Here is a 21800-nt window from a genome sequence, read left to right as displayed (position 1 = left end):
ACAGAATAAGGAGGAAGTATTGTGATGAAAAAGCGTTTGTTGTCCGTTGTGGCCGCACTGGTAACGGCCCTGTCCCTGCTGACTGCCTGCGGCGGCGGCGCCGCATCCACGGCATCCACCGGTGAGACGGCGTCCACGCCCGCCGGGAACACCGGCGATAAGATCGTCATGAAGATCAGCCACGTGTCCTCGCCGGGCAGTGCCCGCGACCTGGCCTGCCAGAAGCTGGCCGAAGTGGTGGAAGAAATGACCGACGGCCAGGTGGAGTGCCAGATCTATCCCTCGTCGCAGCTGGGCGGCCAGCGCGACCAGGTGGAAGGCGCGCAGTTCGGCACCATCGAGTGCGTGGTGGTCCCCACCTCGTATCTGGGCGGCACCGTGCCCATGCTGACTCTGCTGGACACCCCCTATCTGCTGCCGGAAGACCCCGAACAGCTGTTTGAGCTGTATCAGTCCGACGCCATCAAGGCGCTGCTGGACACCACCCAGGAAAAGGGCATTCTGACCCTGGGCCTGTGGCAGACCGGCTACAAACAGTGGTCCGCCAACAAACCCCTGCTGGACCCCTCTGAGATGAACGGCCTGAAGATCCGCGTCATGAACTCTCCCATTCTGTTCAAACAGGCGGAAGTGCTGGGTGCCACCGGCATCACCATGGACTTCGGCGAGACCTACGGCGCACTGCAGAACAAGGCCATCGACGGCCAGGAGAACCCCATCGACACCATTTATGACATGAAGTTCCACGAGGTGCAGACCGACATCACCATCACCAACCACTCCGGCCTGGACCAGGTGGTCATGTTCAACAAAGCCTGGTACGACGGCCTGCCCGCCAACGTGCAGGAAGCCATCAACGAAGGCGTAAAACAGGGCGCCCGCGTATGCCTGGACGAGACCCTGGCCCTGATCGAAAAAGACACCCAGCTGATTCTGGACACCGGCAAGACCCAGATCCACGAGCTGAACGACGAGCAGAAGGCCGCCTGGCGCGAAGCGCTGGTGCCGGTGCAGGAGTTCGCACGTTCCAGCCAGGGCGCTGAGGGCGAAAAAATCTACGACGACATCGTGGCAGCGCGCAAGGAGATCACCGGAGAGGTATAAGCCATGAAAGAGAAAGAGCAAGCGCCGCAAGGCATTTTCGGCAAGATCGATTCCGTCACGGAAAAGGTGGAGAACTGCATCATGAGCATCGGCCTGCTGCTGATCTCCGTCATCGTGTTCGCCAACGTGGTGGCCCGGTACTTCTTTGACCACTCCTTTGCGTGGTCGGAAGAGCTGTCCCGCTACATCATCGTGTGGGTGACCTTCTTCGGCATCAGCTCCTGCGCCCGGTACGACGGCCATGTGTGCGTGGACCTGCTGCCCAACATGCTCAAGGGCAAGGCCAAACAGGTGCAGCAGCTGGTGGTGTGCCTGATCAGCCTGGCGCTGTCCGTGTACATGACGGTCATCAGCATTCAGTTCACCATCACGCAGTTTGAGGGCGGCAACACCAGCATCGCCATCGCCATTCCCATCTGGGTGATCTATCTGTCCACCTGCATCGGATTCTTTTTGATGAGTTATGTGTATCTGCGCAAACTGGGCAGCCTTTTGAAGAAAAAGGCTGCTCAGGAAACAGGAGAGGAGGAAGCGGCATGTTAGCCATTTGCGGCGTTCTGTTCTTTGTGCTGCTGGTGCTGGGCGTGCCCATCTTCATGTCCATGGTGGTGGCCTGCCTGGTGGCGCTGCCCATGAGTTTCCCCGGCATGGACATGGGCCTTGCCATCCAGCGCATCGTGGGCGGCATTGACACGTTCTCCCTGCTGTCCATCCCGTTTTTCATGTACGCGGCGGACATTATGTCCAAGGGCGACATCGGCCACAAACTGGTGAACTTCGCCAACCGTCTGGTGGGCCATCTGCCCGGCGGCCTGGCCATCACCACCGTTGTGACCTGCACCATCTTCGGCGCCATCTCCGGCGCCGGCCCGGCCGCCATTGTGGCCATCGCCATGATTTTGTACGGCGTGTCCTCGGGCGCGTCCGTGGGCAAGCTGTTCATGTCCGGCTTGTCCGTGGGCGTGGTGGTTGCCATTGTGTTCAGCCTGTATGTGTGCGTGGACGCCATCAAAAACAAAATTCCCCGGCAGAAACCCGCCACCTTCCGCGAGGTGCTGGATGCCACCAAAAAGGCCATCTGGGCGCTGGGTCTGCCCCTCATCATCCTGCTGGGCATCTACGCCGGCGTGATGACCCCCACCGAGGCCGCGGCTGTGGCGGTGGCCTATGTTTTGATCGTGGAGCTGTTCATTTACCGGTCCATCACCTTCAAGGAAGTGTTTGAGATCGGCGTGACGTCCGGCCGCATGGTGGCCATGATCTTCATCCTCATCGGCGCGGGAAGCCTGCTGTCCTGGATTCTGACGGCCGCCCAGGTGCCCCAGAGCATCGTGGCGCTGACCAGCGGCACCTCGCCCTATGTGGTCCTGCTCATCATCAACGCCCTGTTCCTGGTGGCGGGCATGTTCATGGACCCCAACTCCATCGTCATCGTGCTGACCCCGCTGGTGCTGCCCATGGCACAGGTCATCGGCCTGGACATGCTGCACCTGGGCATGATCGTGGTGCTGTGCTGCGCCATCGGCATGCTGACGCCGCCCTTCGGCCTGAACATCTTCGTGTCCGTGGGCACCTTCAAGCGGCCCTTTGAAAAGGTGGTCAAACCGCTGTGGCCCTACATCGTTATGATGCTGGGCGTGCTGGTTCTGGTGAACCTGTTCCCGCAGATCAGCCTGTGGCTGCCAAATCAGATGCCGTAAATTGACTTTTGGCCGCCGTTTGGGTTACGATAAAAGAAAACGGATGGTGGCCGTATGGATATCAAGCAACTGAAGTATTTCATGGCGATCGCGGACGTGCAGAGCTTTTCCGAGGCGTCCAAGCGGCTGTATGTGTCCCAGCCGACGCTGAGCAAATCCATGAAAAACCTGGAGGAAAAGCTGGGTGTGGAGCTGTTCTGCCTGGTGGGCAAAAAAGTGCAGGTGACGGACTACGGCAAACGGCTGTACCAGAAGGCGCAGCTTTTGATCGAGCAGTACGACGCGCTGTACAACGAGATCCGGGACCTGACCACGCTGCAGACCGGGGTGATCCGCATCGGCATCCCGCCCATCATCGGCACCTGTGTGTTTCCGGGGCTGATCGACGGGTTTTTGCAGAAATACCCCGGCGTGGAGCTGGCCATCGACCAGCACGGCGCCAAAAACATTCAGGAGCGTGTGTACCGGGGCAAGCTGGACCTGGGCCTGACCATTCGCCCGGTGATGGCGGACGCCTTTGACGTGATCGACGTGGTATCGGACAAAAACGTGCTGATCGTGCCGCCCAACCACCCGCTGGCCGGCCGGACCAGCGTGCGCTATCAGGAGCTGGAGAGCGAGAAGTTCATCTTCTTGGGCGACGAGTACATGCTCACCAGCAACGTGGTGGCCGGCTGCCGCGAGGCGGGGTTTGAGCCGCGCACGCTGCTGCAGGTGACCCAGTGGGATTTTGCCGTGCAGCTGGTGAAGCTGAACATGGGCATTTCCGTGCTGCCCCGGCGCATTCTGGCCATGTACCCCGAGCCGGGCGTGGTCCAGATCCAGCTGGACCATTCGTCCAGCGCCTGGGATGTGGTGATGGTCACCCAAAAGGGCCAGTACCAGTCCTTCGCGACCCAGGCCTTTATGAAGTACATTCAGGAAAACGCGGGAACGCAGCAATAAGCGCAAAAAAGCCCGGGCACGCTTTGAAAGCGTGCCCGGGCTGTTGTTTTTACAGGGCCAGACGGCTCTCCAGCAGAGCCACCGTGTACTCCAGGCCGTACGCCAGCGCCTCTTCGTCCAGCCGGTAGCGGGGGTTGTGATGGGGCGCGTCGCTGCCCACGGCCGGGTTGGCCGCGCCCAGCTCCACAAAGAAGCCCGGGCACTTCTGGCTGTAATAGCAGAAGTCGTCCCCCGGGGCGATGGGCGACAGGTCCGCCACGTACGCCTCTCCGAAGGTGTCCGCGATCAGGGCCCGGCCCATCCGGGTCAGCTCCGGGTCGTTGACGATGGAGTCGTATCCCCGGGAATAGGCCACCTGCGCCGAGGCCCCGTGGGCGGCCGCGATGCCCTGGGCCAGGGTGCGGATGCGCTGCTCCACTTTGGCGCGCACGCCCTCGTCGTAGGTGCGCACCGAGCCGGTCACTTCGAAGGTGTTGGGAATGACGTTGTAGGCTTCGCCCGCGCGCACCCGGCACACGGACAGCACCGCCGCGTCCGACGGCGCCAGCGAGCGGGACACCACCGTCTGCAGCGCGCTGATGAGCTCGGCCCCGGTCACCACCGGGTCCACGCACTCCTGGGGCATGGAGGAATGGCCGCCCTTGCCCTGCACGGTCACGTCAAAGCGGTCGGTGCTGGAGGTGAGCACCCCCGGGCACACGCCGAAATGGCCCGTGGGCAGAATGCTGGTCAGGTGCAGGCCGTACACTTCGTCCACGCCCTCCAGCACGCCTGCGGCGATGACTTCCACCGCGCCGCCCGGGGGCGTTTCCTCGGCGTGCTGGAAAATAAAGCGCACCTCGCCGCCCAGGCGGGCCGCGTCCTGACACACAAGGCGCACCGCGTTCAGCAGAATGGCCGCGTGGCCGTCGTGCCCGCAGGCGTGCATGGCGCCGGGATGGATGGAGCGGTATTCCAGCTCGTTTTCCTCGTGGATGGGCAGCGCGTCAATGTCCGCCCGGATGGCCACGGTGCGGCCGGGCCGGCCGGTGCGCAGCACGGCCATCACGCTGGTGGGCGTGGGGCGGGACAGGGTCAGGCCGCCGATCTCGGCCAGCGCGTTCTCCAGATAAGCGGCGGTCTCGGTCTCCTTCCAGGAGAGCTCGGCGTGCCGGTGCAGCCAGCGCCGGTCCTCGATCAGCCGGTCTTTGGCCGCCAGGACCCGATTGTGAAGCTCGCTCATAACAAAACCTCCTTGCAAAAAAAGGCCGCCCCGCCGGGGCGGCCATGGGAATGCATCAGAATACGAAGTACAGGACCATCAGAACGCCCAGCACCCAGGCCGGCCACTTGGGCAGGTAGGATGCGTTTTTGCGCAGAATGGCGCGCAGCACGCTGATGACCAGATAGGTGAACATGCCCAGCGCGATGCCGCCCACGTAGTCGAACATGTAGGCGGTGACCAGCAGCATCACGGCCACAGGCAAAAACTCCACGGGCTCAAAGTCGATGCCGCGCAGGGTCTCCAGCATGGAGATGCCCACCACCACCAGGGCCGAGCCGGTGGCCGCGCCCGGGATGATCAGGAACAGGGGGGCAAACAGCATGCACAGCAGGAAGAAGAAGGCGGTGCTCAGGTTGGACAGGCCCGTGCGGCTGCCGGACTCCACGCCGGCGGCGGACTCGGCAAAGCAGCTGATGGTGGTGATGCCGAACAGAGAGCCGGCGATGGTGGAGGAAGCGTCCACCAGGAACACCTTGCCGAAGGCGGGGAAGTTGCCGTCCTCATCCAGCAGGTTGGCCTTGTTGGCCATGGCGAAGCCCGTGCCCATGGTGCCGAAGAAGTCGTTGATCAGCAGCATGATGATGAAGGGCAGGTACTCCAGACGCAGCGCGCCCAGAATGTCCACCTTGAAGGCCATGTCGCCGATGGAGCTGATGGCGCCGGAGGTGAAGATGCTCTCGGGCAGGGTGACCACGCCCATGAAAATGCCGATGATGGTGGTCAGCACGATGGAGATCAGCAGCGCGCCCTTGATTTTCACACGGCGGCCGTGATAGTCAAATTCCACATAGCTCAGGAACAAAGCCAGAACCAGGCCGATGACGCTGAGCTGCACGCTGGGCTGGCTGAAGTCCGCAAAGCCGCTGACTTCCGGAGTGACCAGGCCGCAGGAGTTCAGGCCGATGCGGGCGATCAGCAGGCCGACGGCGCCGCCGATGCCGATTTTGATGTTCTTGGGCAGGCTCTCCGCAAACAGCTCCCGCAGTTTGAACACCGAGATCAGCAAAAAGGCGATGCCGGAGATGGCCACAGTGCCGAAAGCCACGCCGTAGTCGGTGCCTTCGGCGATCATGGCGGCCACCAGGTTGGGGATGACCAGAACCGGCGCCAGCACGATGGGCACGTTGGCGATCAGGCCCATGGCGATGGTGGAAACCGCCGTCAGCAGGCAGGTGCACAGCAGAACGCCCGTCAGGTTGATGCCGGGCGCGGCGGACATGGCCGAGGTCATGTAGGCCAGGATGTACGCCATGGTCGCAAAGGTGGTGGCGCCGCCGATCAGCTCGGTGCTGATGGACGAGCCGCGCTCCTGAATGCGGAACCGGCGCTCAAGCAGATTTTTCATGGATGAGATTCCTCCTCTTTTTATCTGAATCCTCTGAATCAGAGGGATTCGTCCAGATGGAACAGGCGTTTGGCGTTGGCCAGCGCGATGGACGCCACTTCGGCGGCGCTGACGTCGCCCCGCACCCGGGCAATGGTCTCGGCCACTTCGGCCAGCATGTCCGACGTGGCGCGCTGCCCCTCATGGGAGCAGGTGGGCAGAAACGGGCAGTCCGTCTCCAGCAGCAGCCGGTCCAGGGGCATGGCGCGCACCACTTCCACCAGGTGCCCCGCGTTGGGATAGGTGATGGCCGGGCCGATGCCCAGGCTCAGGCCCATGTCCAGGAAGGCAAAGCCGTACTGCGCCTGGCTGAAAAAGCGGTGGATCATGCCCGGCACCGGGTGGCGGCGCAGCATGTCCAGCATGTCCTCGTCGGCGTCCCGGTCGTGGATGACCACGGGCAGGCCCAGCCGCGCGGCCAGCTCCAGCTGGGGTTCAAACACCCGCTTTTGCGCCTCCCGGTCCGCGTCCGGCAGAAAATAGTCCAGCCCGATCTCGCCGATGGCCACCACCTTCGGGTCCCGGGCCAGGGCTTCGATCTGCTCCAGCCAGCCCTCCGGCACGGTGTAGGCCTCCAGCGGGAACACCCCCACCGAGGCGCGCATGAAGTCAAAGCTGCGGGCCAGCTCCACCGACCGCCGGGACGACGGCACGCTGGAACCGGAATTCACGATCAGCTGCACGCCGCTGTCCCGCATGGCGTTCAAAACGGCGGTGCGGTCCGCGTCGAACACGGTTTCGTCGTAATGGGTATGTACGTCGCTGAGCGGATACTGCATGTTCCTTCCCTCCCAAAAAGAAAAGAGGCGCATCGGTCAAGGATGCGGCCTCGGATACTTTACTTCATTAGAATACCAGAGCGAACGCCAAAAATCAACGGGGTTTGACAAAAAAACCGGAAAAAAACGGCTCAGGAAGCGTTGGCCGGAGGCAGGGGATTGCCCTCTTCGTCGATGCCTTTTCCCACAGGCGGCGGGCGAAAAAGCTGCTGGCCAGCGCGTACAGCACCGCGAACACCGGCACGCCCACCACCATGCCCGCGAAGCCGAACAGCCCGCCGCTGACGATGATGGCCACCAGCACCCACAGCGCCGAAAGGCCCGTGGAATCGCCCAGGATTTTGGGGCCCAGAATGTTGCCGTCAAACTGCTGCAGCAGCAGCACGAGCACCGCGAATTTCAGCGCGGCGATGGGGTCCACGATCAGCAGGATCAGAATGCTGGGCACCGCGCCGATGAAGGGGCCGAAAAAGGGGATGATGTTGGTGACGCCCACGATCACGCTGATGAGCACCGCAAAGGGCAGGCGCAGCAGGGTCATGCACACAAAGCACAGCACCCCGATGATGCTGCTGTCGATGATTTTGCCGATGATGAACCCGCCGAACACCCGGTTGGCGCGGGAGCACACCTCCAGCACGCTGCGGGCCCGGGGCAGCGGCAGCAACGCCAGCACGGCCTTGCGCAGCTGGCGCAGCAGCCGGTCCTTGCCCATGAGCATGTACACCGACGAGATCAGGGCGGTGACGGCGCTGATGAACCCGTTGCCGATCTGGGGCAGCACCATGCGCAGCAGAAAGCCCACCACCAGGAAGGCCAGCACATAGGAGATGAGGATGCTCAGTTTGCGCCGGCCGCCCAGCTTGCTTTCAAAAAAGCGGACGGGCGCGTCCAGCAGGTAGGCGATGACCAGGCCCCACACAAAGGGCGAGAGAATGCCCAGCCAGGCGCGCAGCTGGGCGCGCAGGGCGTCGAAGTTGGACAGAGCCATGTAGAAGGCCACGCCGGCAAATACCACGATGAGGTTGGAGGCCACACGCCCGGTCACCTGCCATTTGTTTTCCTTGTTCACAGCGGTCTCCTTTCGCGTTTTTCTTCATTATTCAGGAAGCTGTGAAAAAACACCATGCCGCGGCGGGATTTTCCGCGCTTGTGTTTCGGGGTGGAATGGTATAAATTATAAATAAAAGAACAAACGCGCGGACGGGGTGAGAGCGTGAAGGAGAAAACGGCACCTTACAAAACACATTTTTACCGCAAAATTCTGATCTGGCTGTTTTTGGGAGTGTTCTTTCTGATGCTCCTGGTGTCCTTCGGGACCTTTTATGTGTACTTCCGCTACTATGTGAACGGCCTGGCCGATTCTGCGCTGCAGAGCACCGCCTATGTGCGGGCGGACCTGAACACCCAGCTGGAAAACGTGACCCTGCTGACGGACAACATGTATCTGGAGACGGAGATCCAGGAGATCCTGTCCGGACCTCAGGGAAACAATCAGGCCCGGATGCAGCGATATTATTCCGGCCAGATCGCGCCCAACCCCTATTTCATGTATCAGATCGACCTGTTTGACCTGCAGGGGAACCGGTACATCTACGCCAACAGCGCCACCATTGCCCACAGCTTTCTGGCCGGATCCTTCGCGGACGAGTGGGGCCCCCGGGTGCGGCAGGCCGGCGGCCGCATTCTGTGGGTGGACGGGCGCGAGATCTCGCCCGGCGCGTCCCATCTGCTGTTTGCGCTGCGGCTCATCAAGAACACCCATTCCAACCAGCCCGTGGGCATGGCGGTGGTCAGCGTGATGAAGCGCAGCATCTCGGGCAATCTCAGCCTGTACGCCACTGACACCACGCAGATTTCTCTGGCCGGGCCGGATGGCACGCTGGTGCTGGCCGAGGACCTGCGCCGGGACCCGGAGCAGGAACAGGTGCTGGACATGGACCTGGTCAGCGGCGAAGAGGGCTACTACACGTCGCTGACCAGCAGCACGCTGGTGGTGTACCTGCTGGACGAGGCGACACCCTGGTATGTGGTGCAGACCATCCGCCTGCCCACGTTTTTCATGTTTTTGCAGCAGGTGCTGGGCGTGATGCCCGTGCTGTTTGTGCTGGTGCTGGTGCTGGCGGGGCTGTTTGTGTGGTTTTTGTACCGGGCGCTGTCCCGGCCCATTCTCACGCTGGTGGAGAGCATGCGCAGCCTGGAGAGCCTGGATTTCACGCCCCCGCAGCTGGACGTGGCGCGGGACGACGAGATCGGTTATCTGAACCGGGGTTACCTGCTGATGCTGGGGGAGATGAAACGCCTGTTTGAAAATCTGGTGCAGGAGCAGAACGCCAAGAAAAACTATGAGCTGGAAGCTCTGCGCGCCCAGATCAACCCCCATTTCCTGTATAACACCCTGACGGTGGTGCGCTTTCTCATCGACATGGGCCAGAACCAGAGCGCCAGCCAAGTGCTCATCAGCCTCATCAAGCTGCTGAAGATTAACCTGGACCCCAAGCGGGAGATGCTGACGGTGGAGGAGGAGATGGAGTACCTGCGCAACTATCTGTCCATCCAAAAGCACCGGTATGACAATTTCGAAGTGAAGTGCAGCGTGGACCCCGCGGCCCTGCCCTGCGCCATCCCCCGGCTGCTGATCCAGCCGCTGGTGGAGAACAGTCTGTTTCACGGGCTGAAAAACGGGGCGCTGCACGGGCGCATCGCCATCCAGGTGCGCCGGGAGGACGGGCGCCTGCACGTGCAGGTGCAGGACAGCGGCGCCGGATTCCCGCCGGGGTTTGACGTGCGCGCGGCGCGGGTCAACGCCCAGCGCAGCAGCGCCAGCATCGGGCTGCACAATGTAAACGAGCGTCTGCGCCTGTACTACGGGCCGGACAGTCAGCTGCACACGGAGAACCTGCCCGGCACCGGCTGCCGGGTGTGGTTCACCATACCTGTGGAGGAGGAATGAGCATGCTTCGCATTTTGCTGGTGGACGACGACGTGATCGTGCGCAAGTGGCTGCGGCTGGTGTTTGAGAGCCACGACCGGGAGTTCACCGTGGCGGGCTTTGCGGCCAACGGCCGCGAGGCGCTGGAGTTCTGCCGCCGGGAGGGCGCGGACATCGTCATCACGGATATGATTATGCCGGACATGGACGGCATGACCTTTATCCAGGGCCTGCGGGAGTGGGATTTGCGCACCCAGGTGATTATTTTGTCCAATTACGCGGATTTCTCCCTGGCGCAGAAGGGGCTGTCCTTCGGGGCGGCGGAGTATCTGCTGAAAGGGGAGATCACCGAGGAGGAGCTGCTGGAGGTGACCCGCCGGGTGGGCGCGCGCCTGGCCGGTGGCGACCGGCCCGCGGCGCGCTTCTGGGGGTTCGGCACCGTGCAGATCGGCCAGATCATCAGCGGCGGCTGGCCCGAGACCGACGCCGCGCTGGACCGGGAGATGCAGCGCCGGGCCGGCCGGGTGTGGTGTCTGGTGTTTTGCCAGGACGCCCCGGGCCGGCCCGCCGGCCAGGGCTGGGCCCGGGAGGCGGAGGCGATTTTGTCGGGGCTGGGCCTGCGGGCCGGCATGTACGTCATCAGCGACCGGGTGGTGGCCGCCCTGGTGGCGGACGAGGGCGGCGCCCAGTGCGCGGAGCTGGCCGCCCGCCTGCAAACGTGCACCGGCGGAGACGGCGCGCCCTTCTCCCTGGGCATGGACGGCCCCGCCCGCAGCGCCGAAGAGGTGCGGCTGGCCTTTTCCCACGCCTGCGAGGCGGCCCGCCTGCGGTTTTTTCGCGGGCCGGGCTGCGTGTGCGTGTACGAAGAGGACAGCCGGGAGCCGGGCATGGATTTTCAAACCGCCACCCAGCAGGCGTATCAGTTTGTGAAGGCCGGCGAATGGAACCGGCTGAAGGGGCTGATCGACGGGGTGCGCTCCGGCAGCGACCGGTACTCGGTGGAGGACATCGACCGGCTGCGCCGCCTGTTCAACGCCGTGGCGGAAGCGGTGATCCATCACGCCCAGGTGTGCTGCGAGAGCGCACCCCAGCTGCAGGACACCAACCCCATCGCGGAGATCGGTTCCATTTTGTTTTTGGACGATCTGACCGAGTGGCTGTGCCGGCTGATCTGCCAGTGCCGGGACCTGGTGCAGCGCAGCGCCGGCGAGGAGAGCATGCAGCGGGTGCTGGCCTACATCGAGCAGAATTACATGAACGAGCTGACCTTGCACACCATCTCCGAGGTGGCGGGCTTCAGCCCCAACTACTTCTGCAACGTGTTCAAGGAGCGCACGGGCAAGTCGGTCAGCTCGTATCTGACCGACGTGCGCATCGAGCATGCAAAGCGGATGCTGACCACCACCGGCAAGAGCATCCACCTGATCGCTGAGGACGTGGGGTATGAGTCCCCCAGCTATTTTATCAAGGTGTTCAAAGACATGACGGGCGTCACGCCCAACCGGTTCCGCAAGCTCAACCGCTGAGCGGGTCCCGGGCCGCCGCCCCGTGCGAAAGCACGGGGCGGCGGCCTTTTTTTGCAGGGCTCAATGACCCGCAATCGTAAGATTTTAGGGTTTTCTCATAACTTTGCGCTATTCCGGCGCCGGAATAGGAAGATATTCATATTTCTGGTGAAGTTTGAAATACAAGCGCCCGGCGCTTTTTTTTATAATAAGGAGGAAGAGAACCGATGCGCCCGCAGGCGCACAGAAAGGAGCTTTGCCATGAAAATCGGACGGCGGGCCCAGGCGGCACGGCCCAAAAAAGGTGTCACCCTGCAGTCGGAGCGGCGCAACCTGCAGATCGCGTTTTTGCTGCCGCTGTTTTTATCGCTGCTGATCCTGGTGTTGCTGCCCATGGCCAGCCTGTTCGGCCTGTCCTTCACCAACTACAAGATGACCAGCTCTCAGTTCCGGTTTACCGGATTGGAGAATTACATCAACCTGTTCACGGACAAGGGCTTTCGCAACGCCGTGAAAAACACCCTGTTCATGGTCACCTTCGGCGTGCTGATCCAGATGGTGCTGGGCGTGGCCGCGGCCCTGGCCATCCAGCGCATGAAGCATTTGCGCGGGCTGGTGCAGGCGCTGATCGTCATGCCCATGGTGATCCCGCCGGTGATTGCGGGCCTGATCTGGCGCATTCTGCTGATCCCCAAGTACGGCGGTGTGCACGCGCTGCTGTACGGGCTGGGCATCCAGGACGCCCCCGCCTGGCTGACGGACCCGGTGTCCGCCCGGTGGGTGATCGTGCTGGTGTCCGTGTGGGAGTGGATGCCCTTTGTGGTGCTGTTTGTGATCGCAGCGCTGGATTCGCTTCCCGTGTCCCCCTTTGAGGCGGCCCGCATCGACGGCGCGGGCTTTTTGCAGGAGCTGTGGTATCTGACGCTGCCGCTGATCCGCCCGGTGCTGAGCATGGTGCTGGTGTTCCGCGTGGTGGAGGGGCTGAAGATTTTTCCGCTGGTGTTCTCCCTGACCCAGGGCGGCCCGGGCAACAACACCGAGGAGCTGACCTACTTCGCTTATTCCGAGGGCTTTGTGAAATTCAAGATCGGCTATGCCTCCGCGTCTTCCATGCTGATGTTCGGCGTGCTGCTGGTGCTGATCATTCTGTTCTACGGCCGCAAGAAAAAAGACGCGGTCTGAGAGGAGGAATCCGTATGCTGCATCCCAAAACCCGGCAAAAACTGTCCGCGGCCGCCCGGGGCTTGTTTGTGGCGGTGCTGATGTTCGCCACGCTGTTCCCCTTTTACTGGACGCTGCTGATCTCGCTGAAAACCCAGAACGACGCCTTTCAGGTGCCGCCGGATCTGCTGTTTGTGCCCACGCTGGAAAATTACAGCGAGCTGTTTGTCGCCGGCGATTTTACAAAGTACTTTTTCAACAGCTTTGTGGTGTGCTTTTTCTCCATCGTGCTGGCGCTGCTGGTGGGCATCCCCTCGGCGTACATCTTTGCCCGGTCCGAGTTCCGGGGCAAAAAAGCCTTTTTCTATGTGCTGCTCATCACCCGCATGAGCCCCGGCGCGGTGTTTGTCATCCCTTATTTTCTGGCGTACAACAAGCTGGGAATGCTGGATACCTATGTGGGCCTGACGCTCATCTACTTTGCCTCCAACCTGGGCATCATCGTGTGGAGTCTGCGGGCCTTCATGGAGGATATCCCGGTGAGTCTGGAGGAGGCGGCCCGCATCGACGGCTGCTCGCTGCTGCAGTCCCTGTTCAAGATCGCCATCCCTCTGTCCACGCCGGGCATTGCCTCCACAGCCATCCTGTCGTTCATTTTCTCCTGGAACGAATTTTTGTTTGCGCTGCTGCTCACCCGCCAGAAGGTGCAGACCGCGCCCATCGGCATTCTGAACTTCATTGTGTTCGAGCGGATGAACTGGGGTGTCATCGCCGCCGGGTCCATCGTCATCGCCTTGCCGGTGGTGGTGTTCGGCATCGCCATCCGAAAGTACTACGTCAAGGGCCTGACCCAGGGCGGCCTGGCCGGTGAATAAGGGGGGAGCGTGTTTTATGAATCATGATAAAGAACGCCCCAACGTGCTGTTTGTACTGACCGATGACCAGGGGTACTGGGCGCTGGGCAGCAGCGGCAACCGGGACATCCAGACCCCCAACCTGGACCGCCTGGCCCGGGAGGGCGCCCGCTTTGAAAACTTTTTCTGTGCCTCGCCGGTGTGCAGCCCGGCCCGGGCTTCGCTTCTCACCGGGCGCATCCCCTCCCAGCACGGGGTGCACGACTGGATCCGCGGGGGCAACTGCGGGCCCGACTCCATCGAGTATCTGCGGGGCATGCGGGGCTACACCGAGGACCTGGCCGACGCCGGGTACCAGTGCGCCCTCAGCGGAAAATGGCATCTGGGCGCGGCCCAGATCCCCCAAAAGGGCTTCACCCGCTGGTATGTGCACCAGCGGGGCGGCGGCCCCTACTACAACGCGCCCATGATCCGGGACGGAAAGCTCGTGGAAGAGCCGGGCTACATCACCGACGTCATCACCGACAAGGCGCTGGAATTTCTGGAGGAGATGGTCGGCCAGAACGCGCCCTTCTACCTGGGGGTGCACTACACCGCGCCCCACAGCCCCTGGAGCCGGGCCAACCACCCGGCCGAGCTGTTCGCGCTGTACGAAGGCTGCACCTTTGCGGACTGCCCCGTGCGGGAGCCCCACCCCTGGGCCATCTTCTCCGACGCACCCGACGCTCCCACCCGGGAGAACGCCCGCCACCCCGCTGAGACCCTGAAGGGATACTACGCCGCCGTCACCGGGGTGGACCGCAATGTGGGCCGCCTTTTGGAGCGCATGGACCAGCTGGGCGTGCTGGACAATACCCTGGTGATCTTCACTTCCGACAACGGGTTCAACTGCGGCCATCACGGCATTTGGGGCAAGGGCAACGGCACCTTCCCCCTGAACATGTACGACACCTCGGTGAAAGTGCCCCTGATCTGGTGGCATCCGGACCGCATTCCCGCGGGAAAAGTGGTGCAGAACATGGTCAGCGCCTACGACTTTATGCCCACGCTGCTGGACTATCTGCACCTGAACGCGCCCCAGCGCCCCCAGCTGCCCGGGCAGAGTTTTGCAGGGCTTTTGCAGGGGGAGAGCTACCCTGTGGACAAGGGCGCCCCGGTGGTGGTGTTCGACGAGTACGGCGCGGCGCGGATGATCCGCACCTACGTGGATAAACTGATCGTGCGCTACCCCTACGGGCCCGACGAGTACTACGATCTGGAAAACGACCCCGGGGAAGAGAACAACCGCATCGACGACCCGGGCTGCGCTTTGCGCATTCAGCAGCTGCGCCGGCGCATGGAGCGCTGGTTTGCCCGCTATGCGGACCCGGCCATGGACGGCCGGTTTGAGCGCGTCAGCGGCAACGGTCAGCTGGACCGGGCCGGGCTGAAGGCCGAGGGACGGCCCAATTACGCGCCCCTGGGCCACGAGGCCCGCTGGAAGGTGTAATGTACGTTCATTCTCCTTTCAACAGGCGCACAAAGACAAGAGCGTCCGCCCCGTCACCGGGGCGGACGCTCTTGCCGTTTTCAGAAAGATCAAAGGGCTTCCAGGCAGACGGTGTAGGCCCAGGCGTCGCCCGCAGCCAACCGCCGAATGCACGGCCGCCGGGACAGCTCGTAGCCGGCGGTGCTGTCCGAAGGAAGGCCCTGCCAGGGCTCCACGCACACGAAGGCGCCCGCGTTGTCCGGGGACCAGACCACCACCGTGGGGAAGCCCTGGGCGGAGACCCGGGCCCTGTCCCGGTCGCCACAGCGCAGGGTGATCCAGGGCGTGTCAAGCCCCTGCAGCACCAGGCAGCCGTGCTCCCGGAACAGCTTCTTGGACAGCGCCAGCGACGAGGCGTTGTCCAAAAAGGCCTGGCGCTCTTTCAGCAAACCGCCCTCCAGCCGCCAGTTGCAGGCGGTCTGCGGGGTGGAAAAGGTCAGCTGGCACTGGTCCAGCGGGGTGTCCGGGGGCAGCGCCAGGCCCAGGTGCTCGCCCACCGAGAAGAACATCTCCTCCGAGCCGGTGTTCTCCACCCGGCGCGTCAGCGCCAGGCCCTGGTCGGTCAAGGCGAAGGTGCACAGAAACCGGAAGGGGAAGGGATAGCACTGCAGCGTCTGTTCCGAAGAGGTCAGGCACAAAGTCAGCGCCTGGTCCGACTGCTGTTCAACGGTGAAGGGCGAATCCTTGGCAAAGCCGTGGGGCGGCATTTCGTAACTGCGGCCCTTGTGGGTGAAGCGCAGGTCCCGCAGCTTCCCGGTGATGGGGAACAGGGTGGGGGCGTGCCCGCTCCAGTAACGGGCGTCGCCCTGCCAGATCAGCTCGGCGCCGTCCTGCTTGCGGCGCAAAGAACACAGCTCGGCCCCGAAGGTGTTCACCCGGGCGGTAAAGGACGAATTTTCAAGGGTGACGATCATGATAAGTCCTCCTGTTCCATTGAAATCAGCGGCGCCGGCCGCTTTGCAACGCATTGTAGCACAGTTCGACTGGGGCGTCAATTTCACTAAATTCACAGATGAAAACCGAGCTTTTTGGGAGTTTTATCCAAATACAATACGATTTTTACAGTATTTCATAAGAAATTGATAATTTTGCAGCCGCCGGATACAAGTTCGTTTGGATGTTGCTATTATTGGTGAAAATTGTTACACACGCGCGCCGCCCGGCCTGCTACAATGAAGACAACCAAAAGCGCGGGATCCCTGTGAGATGGAACAAAGGAGGAGACGGTGTTTATGAAAATCGGATTTATCGGCCTGGGCCGCATGGGCGGCGGCGCCTGCGGCAACTTTGTCCGCCGGGGTCACGACGTGATGGTGTACGACATCGCGCCCGCCGCCATGGAGGCGTTCCGGGGCAAGGCGGAGCTGGCCCGGGACCCGGCGGAGCTGTTCCGGCGCAGCGAGGTGACGCTGCTGTCCCTGCCTTCGTCGGTGCAGGTGGAGCAGATGTGCGAGACGTTTCTGGCCTGCGGTGTCCAAGGCAAAACCGTGATCGATCTGTCCACCAGCTATCCGCTGTCCACCAAAAAGCTGCAGCAGCGCTTTGCCCAGGCGGGCGGCGCATTCCTGGACGCGCCGCTGATGGGCAACCCCCAGATGGCGGCCGAGGGCACCATCTCCGTCACCGTGGGCGGCGACCGCAAGGATTTTGACGCGGCCGCGCCGGTGTTCCAGTGCTTTACCAGCCGGGCGGACTACGTGGGCGGCCCGGGCAACGGACATTTGGTGAAACTGGCGCTGAATTTCACGGGCCTGATGTATGCCATCACCTATTCCCAGATGTTCCCGCTGATGGAGAAGCTGGGGCTGGATACCCAGCAGCTGTTTGACATCATCTGCGAGCAGAAAACCAACTGCGGGGTCTTTCAGTTCTACGGCCAGAAAGTCAAGGACCGGGACTACCGGCTGGACTTCGCGCTGGCGTTCGGGCTGAAGGATCTGGGATATGTCAAGCGCTTGTATGAAGATTTGAACTGCCCGGCCTTTGCGCTGGACGGCGCGCTGGATCTGCTGCGCACCGGCCTGAAGGACGGGCGCGGCGGCAATGACTTCTCCGAGGCGGCCGCCGTGATGCGGGATTATCTGGAACTTTGAACCGAACCGTTTACACACCGCGGTTCCCGGCCCCGGCCGGGACAGCACCACCCAACGAGAAAGGATGCGGAACGATGGAAAAAATGAAACGATGGATCTCCCTGGTCCTGCTGGCCGCGATGGTTCTCTCCCTGGCAGCCTGCGGCGGCGACTCCACCGCCGGGTCCACCGCCTCCGCCGAGTCCGGCGGCAGCGCGGCCCAGACCGGTGACACGGGCGCGGCCCAGCGCCTGGAAGAGCAGAAGGAACTGAACGTGATGCTGGTGGCCGGCAACTTCGCCGAGTCCCTGGAGAAGATCTACAGCGATTACGAGGACGAGTACGGCGTGAAGATCAACTACACCATTCTGGGCGTGGACACCTACTTCCAGAAAATGCTGGTGGAGATGTCCTCCGGCTCCGATGCCTACGACGTGATCTACCTGATGAGCCCGCAGTTTTTGCAGTACGCCTCCAACGACTGGCTGTTCCCCCTGGATGACTTCATCGCCGACAAGTCCATCACCGACGACGAGGTGCTGGCACTGGACGGCCTGGCGGAGTCCTCGCTGGAAGCCCAGCGCTACGACGGCAAGCTGTACGGCCTGCCGGTGTGCAGCCTGACCACCCTGCTGTACTGGCGCAAAGACCTGTTTGAGGCCGCGGGCCTGGACCCCGAGCAGCCCCCCGAGACCTGGGAAGAGCTGCGGGAGTACGCCAAGCTGCTGCACAAGGACGGCGTGGCCGGCGTGGCCATGCGCGGCGCCCGCAGCGCCGGCGGTTCGGAGGGTCTGATCTGGGAGTGGCCCATGGTCATGTACTCCATGGGCGGCGACTTTGTGGAAAACTTCCCCGACGACATGACCCCCACCCTCAATTCGCCGGAAGTGGTGGAGTCCGTGGAGTATTACGCGGATCTGCTGCAGAACTACTCCATCCCCGGCGCCACCACCTGCAACTTTGAGGACATCACCGTGGCGGTCCAACAGGGCGATCTGGCCATGTGGATCGACGGCGCGGCCATCGTGCCCAACTACATCAACCCCGAGATGTCCAAGACCACCGAGGACATGGTGGGCTTCGCTCCCGTCCCCGCCGGTCCCGAAGGCCGCTGCGCACCGCTGAACGTGCACTCGGTCAACATCCCCAAAAACGCCAAAAACAAAGAGCGCGCCTGGCACTTCATCCAGTGGGCCCTGTCGGAGGAGATTATGGTCCGGCTGGGCACCGAGGGCAACCTGGTCACCGTGGCCCGGGATTCCGTGTACGAGGACCCCGCCTTCATCGAAGTGAACGACATCGGCGACGGCGCATGGCTGGGCGCCATGCGGGACAGCCTGGCCAACTACGCCATGGCAAAATACCGCCCCCTGACCCCCGAATGGCCCGAGGTGGCCGACATCGTCAGCGGATACATCTCCGATGTGTTCGCCGGGCAGATCAGTGCCCAGGATGCCATGGACCAGGCCAATGAGGAAGTGAGAAAAGTGTACGAGGAGGCCGGTTACATCTAATCCATTGCTTTTCCTCCGACCGGGGGCCGCGCAGTTCTGCGCGGCCCCCGGTTTGCTGTTGGCAGACAGCGGCGGATGTGGTAAGATAAAGCCACAGACTGGAGGAGAAACACATGAACCGGACATCCCCGTACGATAAGGTGTGCGCCGACTGCCCGTGCGCCCGCTCGGTGGCAGAGTACGCCCGCCGCAAGGGCCTTTCCTTTGCAAGGGCCAAGGCCGCTTTGGAACAGCAGATGCAGGGCCGCCCGCTGGAGGGCATCGGCCCCGTGGAGATCTGCCCCTGCACGCCCGACCGGGCCGCCGCGTGCCCGGTGTTCGCGCTGGTGCGCCGCCTGGCTGCCGGCTGCGGCCTGGAGCCCGCCCAATGGCTGGAGACCGCCGACGTGCTGATCGACGGCGAGTACGAGGGCCGGGCCCGGGATGTATCCGATGAAGAACCGGCCCCTGTGCCCGCCGCACCCGATCCCGCCATGCCCCAGCCGGACGTGTCCGGGGACATGCCCGGGGACACATCCGACTCCCCGGCGCCCGGCCCGTGGGCGGCCATCCGCGCCCGGTGGAAACTGTGGCTGGCCTGCGCCGGCGCGGCGCTGGTGCTGGCCCTGGGCCTGTGGGGCGCCTGGAAGCTGGGCTACGCCGCCTCGCTGGAGGCCAACGGCACCTATGCCGACGGGTACGCCGCGGCCAAGGCCGAGGGCACCTTTGAAGAGGGCCGCGCCGCCGGCTACGAGGAAGGCTACCAGACCGGCTACACCGAGGGCCTGCAGGAGGGCTTTGACCAGGGCAAGAGCACGGGGTATTCCGAGGGATATTCCGACGGAAGCGCCGACGTGCAGCAGGCCCACAGCGACGCCCAGCAGGCCATGGACGAGGTGGAGAACAACCGCCGTGCCACCCGGGTGTGGACACCCTGGCTGGGGTCGACCTACCATCTGGACCCGGACTGCCCCCGGCTGTGGGGCGGCGAAGAGACCACCCTGGGCGAGGCCGAGGACGCGGGCTATTCGCCCTGCTCCCGGTGCGCGAAAAACTGAACAGATTGGACGCAGAAAGCGGCCCTGCAGGTGCAGGGCCGCTTTTTTGTGCTTTTTTAAAACGTCACCGGCAGGGCGGCAGCTCGTAGGCGGGCAGGCTGCGCGCACAGCCGTTTTTCTCGTAAAAGGCACAGGCTTCCGGCTGCGCGCCGAAGTACAGCAGCGTGGGCGTGCTGGCCCGGGCCAGGGCCAGCAGGCGGCTGCCCACCCCCTGCCGCCGGTATTCCGGAAGCACCAGAATTTCGGGGATGGTGCCGAAAAAACAGCCGTCCGTGAGGATGCGCAGGCACCCCACCAGCGCGCCGCCGTCCCGGGCGGTGATGTTTTGGGTGCGGGCCAAAGCGGCTTCGGTCCGCACGGGGTCGTAATCGCCCGGCCAGACCCGGGCGGCCAGAGCCAGAAATTCCCGGGCGGTCAGGGCCCGGTCGTTTGCTGAAAATTCCATGCAGGTCCCTCCTTTGCATCGATCATGCGCCTTTTTTCAAGTTTTTTCAAGACAGCTCTGGCAAACTGGGGGCAGAAAAGGAGGTTTTTGTATGAAAAAACGGATGTTGGGGGCGCTGCCCGAAGAAGTGCAGCCCACGGCGGTGGAGAACCTGATGCCCGGGGGCACGGCGCTGGTGTCGGCCGTGGACAGCGGGGGCGAAGTGTGCCTGCTGGAGGGCGGCCCGGACCGGCCCTTTGCCCCGGTGCCGCTGCCGGAAGCGGGGGAGTGCGACGGGTTTCGGTCGCCCTGCCGCGCGGGCGACGGGCTGAGCCTGACGCTGACCCGGTATGAGACCTTCACGGACGGGCAGGGCCGCACCCAGACCACGGTGGTGCCGCTGCCCGTGGAAAACCGGATGTACGGGCCGGACGGGCAGGCGGCGGTCTGGGGCGACGGGCCTGCGGGCGACGTGTACACCACGCCGGTGAGCGACGGACAGCGGATGTACTGCGTGGACCTGACCGACAACGGGCTGGTGACCGTGGAGGCGGACGGCAGCTGGCGCAAAGAGGGCGTGCTGGAGGGCTGGAACGGCGGCGCGCTGTTTGCCCGGGACGGCCGGGTGTACTACCCCGGCAAAGACGGCGTGTGCTGCTGGGCTGCGCGCTGGGGCTGGCGCTGCACTGGTTTTTGTATTCCAGCCTGGTCACGCGTACCTTTGGCGTTCCCTGGTCGGTCCCCTGGCCGGAACTGGCGCTCATCGCCGGGGTCATCCTGCTGACCACCGCTCTCTCGGTGCGCGGCCCTGTCAGACGGCTGCGGGCGTTGCCCATCGTGGAAACCCTCACCGTGCAATAACTGCGCAGACAAAAACCGGGACCGCTGCCGCCTTACGGCGGGCTGCGGTCCCGGTCGCTGTGTGCTCAGGTGTTGTTCATTACGACGCGCTCCACTGTGTCGGCCACATGTTCGCAGGCGTCCATGCAGCTTTCCAGGTAGTGGTACACCTCGCGCCAGGCGATGACTTCGATGGGGTCGGTGCAGTTCTTGTGCAGCTTGCGCATACTGGCCAGGAACAGCCGGTCGCCCTGCTCCTCCAGATCGTTGATGCGTACCACATGGTCATGCAGCGTCTTGGAGTGCTTGAAGTCCGCCAGTTCCTTCACCAGCAGTTTGACTTCCTCACAGCACTGGATGACTTTCTGGGCCATTTCCAGCGCGTCGGGGCGGATGCTCTGGATGTTGTTGCAATAGATACGCTGGAGCACATCCTCGATCTTGTCGATCACATCGTCGATGTTGCCGGACAGCGTGGCGATATCCTCCCGCTCGATGGGGGTGATGAACGCTTTGACCAGCACGCTCTGCAGTTCATGCTTTTTTTCGTCGGCGCTGTGCTCGATCTTGTGGATCTCGTCCAGTTCCTGCCGGATGTTGGCGGGCTGGAAATTCTGCATCATCGCTTCCAGCAGATGGGCGGCACGGCAGGCATCTTCGGCGCAGGCCGAGAAGGTATCAAAATAGTAGGAATCCTGAACTTTCGCCATGATCGTTTCTCCTTGCTTTTTGTGTTGCGGTAACGGAACGGTACCCT

At 63.0% G+C, this 21800-nt stretch carries 20 protein-coding genes; 13 read left to right on the top strand and 7 right to left on the bottom strand.

What is annotated here, in order from left to right:
• The first annotated feature begins 24 nt into the window (after positions 1-24).
• From ACKTS9_RS08885 to ACKTS9_RS08870, 4 genes are read left to right on the top strand one after another with little or no spacing between them, the layout of a single operon-like run.
• The gene (locus ACKTS9_RS08885; RefSeq protein ID WP_407880266.1) at positions 25-1104 is read left to right on the top strand and encodes a TRAP transporter substrate-binding protein; all 1080 of its coding nucleotides are present in this window, start codon (positions 25-27) and stop codon (positions 1102-1104) included.
• Between the two features lie 3 nt (positions 1105-1107).
• Positions 1108-1647, top strand: coding sequence for a TRAP transporter small permease (locus tag ACKTS9_RS08880; protein WP_349215341.1), 540 nt, complete (start codon positions 1108-1110; stop codon positions 1645-1647).
• Positions 1641-2804 (top strand): TRAP transporter large permease, encoded by a 1164-nt coding sequence (locus ACKTS9_RS08875; protein ID WP_407880263.1) that lies wholly within the window; start codon positions 1641-1643, stop codon positions 2802-2804. Before ACKTS9_RS08880 ends, ACKTS9_RS08875 begins: the two co-directional genes overlap by 7 nt.
• A 54-nt stretch (positions 2805-2858) precedes the next feature.
• Positions 2859-3749, top strand: coding sequence for a LysR family transcriptional regulator (locus ACKTS9_RS08870; protein WP_407880261.1), 891 nt, complete (start codon positions 2859-2861; stop codon positions 3747-3749).
• A gap of 49 nt (positions 3750-3798) precedes the next feature.
• On the opposite strand, the gene ACKTS9_RS08865 is transcribed toward ACKTS9_RS08870, so the two are convergent.
• From ACKTS9_RS08865 to ACKTS9_RS08850, 4 genes are all read right to left on the bottom strand, one after another.
• Positions 3799-4971 (bottom strand): M20 metallopeptidase family protein, encoded by a 1173-nt coding sequence (locus tag ACKTS9_RS08865; RefSeq protein ID WP_407880258.1) that lies wholly within the window; start codon positions 4969-4971, stop codon positions 3799-3801.
• Positions 4972-5026: 55 nt separating this feature from the next.
• Positions 5027-6358, bottom strand: coding sequence for an NCS2 family permease (locus ACKTS9_RS08860; protein WP_407880256.1), 1332 nt, complete (start codon positions 6356-6358; stop codon positions 5027-5029).
• Between the two features lie 38 nt (positions 6359-6396).
• A complete protein-coding gene (locus ACKTS9_RS08855) occupies positions 6397-7176 on the bottom strand; it encodes a TatD family hydrolase (protein ID WP_407880254.1) in 780 nt (259 codons plus the stop codon).
• A 94-nt stretch (positions 7177-7270) separates the two neighbouring features.
• Positions 7271-8248: an AI-2E family transporter gene (locus ACKTS9_RS08850; protein WP_407880252.1), complete on the bottom strand. Its 978-nt coding sequence runs from the start codon at positions 8246-8248 to the stop codon at positions 7271-7273.
• Between the two features lie 144 nt (positions 8249-8392).
• Here ACKTS9_RS08850 and ACKTS9_RS08845 point away from each other — a divergent pair, with 144 nt between their 5' ends.
• From ACKTS9_RS08845 to ACKTS9_RS08825, 5 genes are all read left to right on the top strand, one after another.
• The gene (locus tag ACKTS9_RS08845; RefSeq protein ID WP_407880250.1) at positions 8393-10129 is read left to right on the top strand and encodes a sensor histidine kinase; all 1737 of its coding nucleotides are present in this window, start codon (positions 8393-8395) and stop codon (positions 10127-10129) included.
• A gap of 2 nt (positions 10130-10131) precedes the next feature.
• Positions 10132-11634, top strand: a complete 1503-nt coding sequence (locus ACKTS9_RS08840) for a helix-turn-helix domain-containing protein (protein WP_349215333.1) — start codon at positions 10132-10134, stop codon at positions 11632-11634.
• 240 nt (positions 11635-11874) lie between these two features.
• Positions 11875-12795 carry a carbohydrate ABC transporter permease gene (locus tag ACKTS9_RS08835; protein WP_349215332.1) on the top strand — a complete coding sequence of 307 codons (921 nt, stop codon included), beginning with the start codon at positions 11875-11877 and terminating at the stop codon, positions 12793-12795.
• 14 nt (positions 12796-12809) lie between these two features.
• Positions 12810-13649 (top strand): carbohydrate ABC transporter permease, encoded by an 840-nt coding sequence (locus tag ACKTS9_RS08830; protein WP_407880247.1) that lies wholly within the window; start codon positions 12810-12812, stop codon positions 13647-13649.
• Between the two features lie 16 nt (positions 13650-13665).
• Positions 13666-15117, top strand: coding sequence for a sulfatase-like hydrolase/transferase (locus ACKTS9_RS08825; protein WP_407880245.1), 1452 nt, complete (start codon positions 13666-13668; stop codon positions 15115-15117).
• A gap of 89 nt (positions 15118-15206) precedes the next feature.
• Here the strand turns inward: ACKTS9_RS08825 and ACKTS9_RS08820 are convergent, their stop codons facing one another.
• The gene (locus ACKTS9_RS08820) at positions 15207-16070 is read right to left on the bottom strand and encodes an aldose 1-epimerase family protein (RefSeq protein ID WP_407880243.1); all 864 of its coding nucleotides are present in this window, start codon (positions 16068-16070) and stop codon (positions 15207-15209) included.
• 318 nt (positions 16071-16388) lie between these two features.
• On the opposite strand from ACKTS9_RS08820, the gene ACKTS9_RS08815 reads away from it, so the two are divergent.
• The 3 genes from ACKTS9_RS08815 to ACKTS9_RS08805 all read left to right on the top strand — a co-directional run bounded on the left by ACKTS9_RS08815 (position 16389) and on the right by ACKTS9_RS08805 (position 19779).
• Positions 16389-17249 carry an NAD(P)-dependent oxidoreductase gene (locus ACKTS9_RS08815; RefSeq protein ID WP_349214436.1) on the top strand — a complete coding sequence of 287 codons (861 nt, stop codon included), beginning with the start codon at positions 16389-16391 and terminating at the stop codon, positions 17247-17249.
• Between the two features lie 74 nt (positions 17250-17323).
• Positions 17324-18742 carry an ABC transporter substrate-binding protein gene (locus tag ACKTS9_RS08810; RefSeq protein WP_407880241.1) on the top strand — a complete coding sequence of 473 codons (1419 nt, stop codon included), beginning with the start codon at positions 17324-17326 and terminating at the stop codon, positions 18740-18742.
• Between the two features lie 113 nt (positions 18743-18855).
• Positions 18856-19779: a hypothetical protein gene (locus ACKTS9_RS08805; RefSeq protein WP_349214181.1), complete on the top strand. Its 924-nt coding sequence runs from the start codon at positions 18856-18858 to the stop codon at positions 19777-19779.
• Positions 19780-19843: 64 nt separating this feature from the next.
• On the opposite strand, the gene ACKTS9_RS08800 is transcribed toward ACKTS9_RS08805, so the two are convergent.
• On the bottom strand, positions 19844-20224 hold the full coding sequence (locus ACKTS9_RS08800) for a GNAT family N-acetyltransferase (RefSeq protein ID WP_349214182.1): 381 nt from the start codon (positions 20222-20224) through the stop codon (positions 19844-19846).
• A 91-nt stretch (positions 20225-20315) separates the two neighbouring features.
• On the opposite strand from ACKTS9_RS08800, the gene ACKTS9_RS08795 reads away from it, so the two are divergent.
• Positions 20316-20987: a hypothetical protein gene (locus tag ACKTS9_RS08795; protein ID WP_349214184.1), complete on the top strand. Its 672-nt coding sequence runs from the start codon at positions 20316-20318 to the stop codon at positions 20985-20987.
• Between the two features lie 142 nt (positions 20988-21129).
• Here ACKTS9_RS08795 and ACKTS9_RS08790 read toward each other — a convergent pair whose 3' ends face one another.
• On the bottom strand, positions 21130-21753 hold the full coding sequence (locus ACKTS9_RS08790) for a DUF47 domain-containing protein (RefSeq protein WP_295424591.1): 624 nt from the start codon (positions 21751-21753) through the stop codon (positions 21130-21132).
• Positions 21754-21800: the final 47 nt, after the last annotated feature.

The sequence above is a fragment of the Owariibacterium komagatae genome, from assembly GCF_045865535.1.
In the GTDB taxonomy this organism is placed as follows: Bacteria; Bacillota; Clostridia; order Oscillospirales; family Ruminococcaceae; genus Ruthenibacterium; species Ruthenibacterium komagatae.
Note: the sequence above shows the minus strand (reverse complement) of the source record. Positions and strands in the feature narration are given on the sequence as shown.

Coding starts and splice junctions, on each gene's coding strand:
- ACKTS9_RS08885 (WP_407880266.1), top strand. CDS start 25: ATGAAAAAGCGTTTGTTGTCCGTTGTGGCCGCACTGGTAACGGCCCTG.
- ACKTS9_RS08880 (WP_349215341.1), top strand. CDS start 1,108: ATGAAAGAGAAAGAGCAAGCGCCGCAAGGCATTTTCGGCAAGATCGAT.
- ACKTS9_RS08875 (WP_407880263.1), top strand. CDS start 1,641: ATGTTAGCCATTTGCGGCGTTCTGTTCTTTGTGCTGCTGGTGCTGGGC.
- ACKTS9_RS08870 (WP_407880261.1), top strand. CDS start 2,859: ATGGATATCAAGCAACTGAAGTATTTCATGGCGATCGCGGACGTGCAG.
- ACKTS9_RS08865 (WP_407880258.1), bottom strand. CDS start 4,971: ATGAGCGAGCTTCACAATCGGGTCCTGGCGGCCAAAGACCGGCTGATC.
- ACKTS9_RS08860 (WP_407880256.1), bottom strand. CDS start 6,358: ATGAAAAATCTGCTTGAGCGCCGGTTCCGCATTCAGGAGCGCGGCTCG.
- ACKTS9_RS08855 (WP_407880254.1), bottom strand. CDS start 7,176: ATGCAGTATCCGCTCAGCGACGTACATACCCATTACGACGAAACCGTG.
- ACKTS9_RS08840 (WP_349215333.1), top strand. CDS start 10,132: ATGCTTCGCATTTTGCTGGTGGACGACGACGTGATCGTGCGCAAGTGG.
- ACKTS9_RS08835 (WP_349215332.1), top strand. CDS start 11,875: ATGAAAATCGGACGGCGGGCCCAGGCGGCACGGCCCAAAAAAGGTGTC.
- ACKTS9_RS08830 (WP_407880247.1), top strand. CDS start 12,810: ATGCTGCATCCCAAAACCCGGCAAAAACTGTCCGCGGCCGCCCGGGGC.
- ACKTS9_RS08825 (WP_407880245.1), top strand. CDS start 13,666: ATGAATCATGATAAAGAACGCCCCAACGTGCTGTTTGTACTGACCGAT.
- ACKTS9_RS08820 (WP_407880243.1), bottom strand. CDS start 16,070: ATGATCGTCACCCTTGAAAATTCGTCCTTTACCGCCCGGGTGAACACC.
- ACKTS9_RS08815 (WP_349214436.1), top strand. CDS start 16,389: ATGAAAATCGGATTTATCGGCCTGGGCCGCATGGGCGGCGGCGCCTGC.
- ACKTS9_RS08810 (WP_407880241.1), top strand. CDS start 17,324: ATGGAAAAAATGAAACGATGGATCTCCCTGGTCCTGCTGGCCGCGATG.
- ACKTS9_RS08805 (WP_349214181.1), top strand. CDS start 18,856: ATGAACCGGACATCCCCGTACGATAAGGTGTGCGCCGACTGCCCGTGC.
- ACKTS9_RS08800 (WP_349214182.1), bottom strand. CDS start 20,224: ATGGAATTTTCAGCAAACGACCGGGCCCTGACCGCCCGGGAATTTCTG.
- ACKTS9_RS08795 (WP_349214184.1), top strand. CDS start 20,316: ATGAAAAAACGGATGTTGGGGGCGCTGCCCGAAGAAGTGCAGCCCACG.
- ACKTS9_RS08790 (WP_295424591.1), bottom strand. CDS start 21,753: ATGGCGAAAGTTCAGGATTCCTACTATTTTGATACCTTCTCGGCCTGC.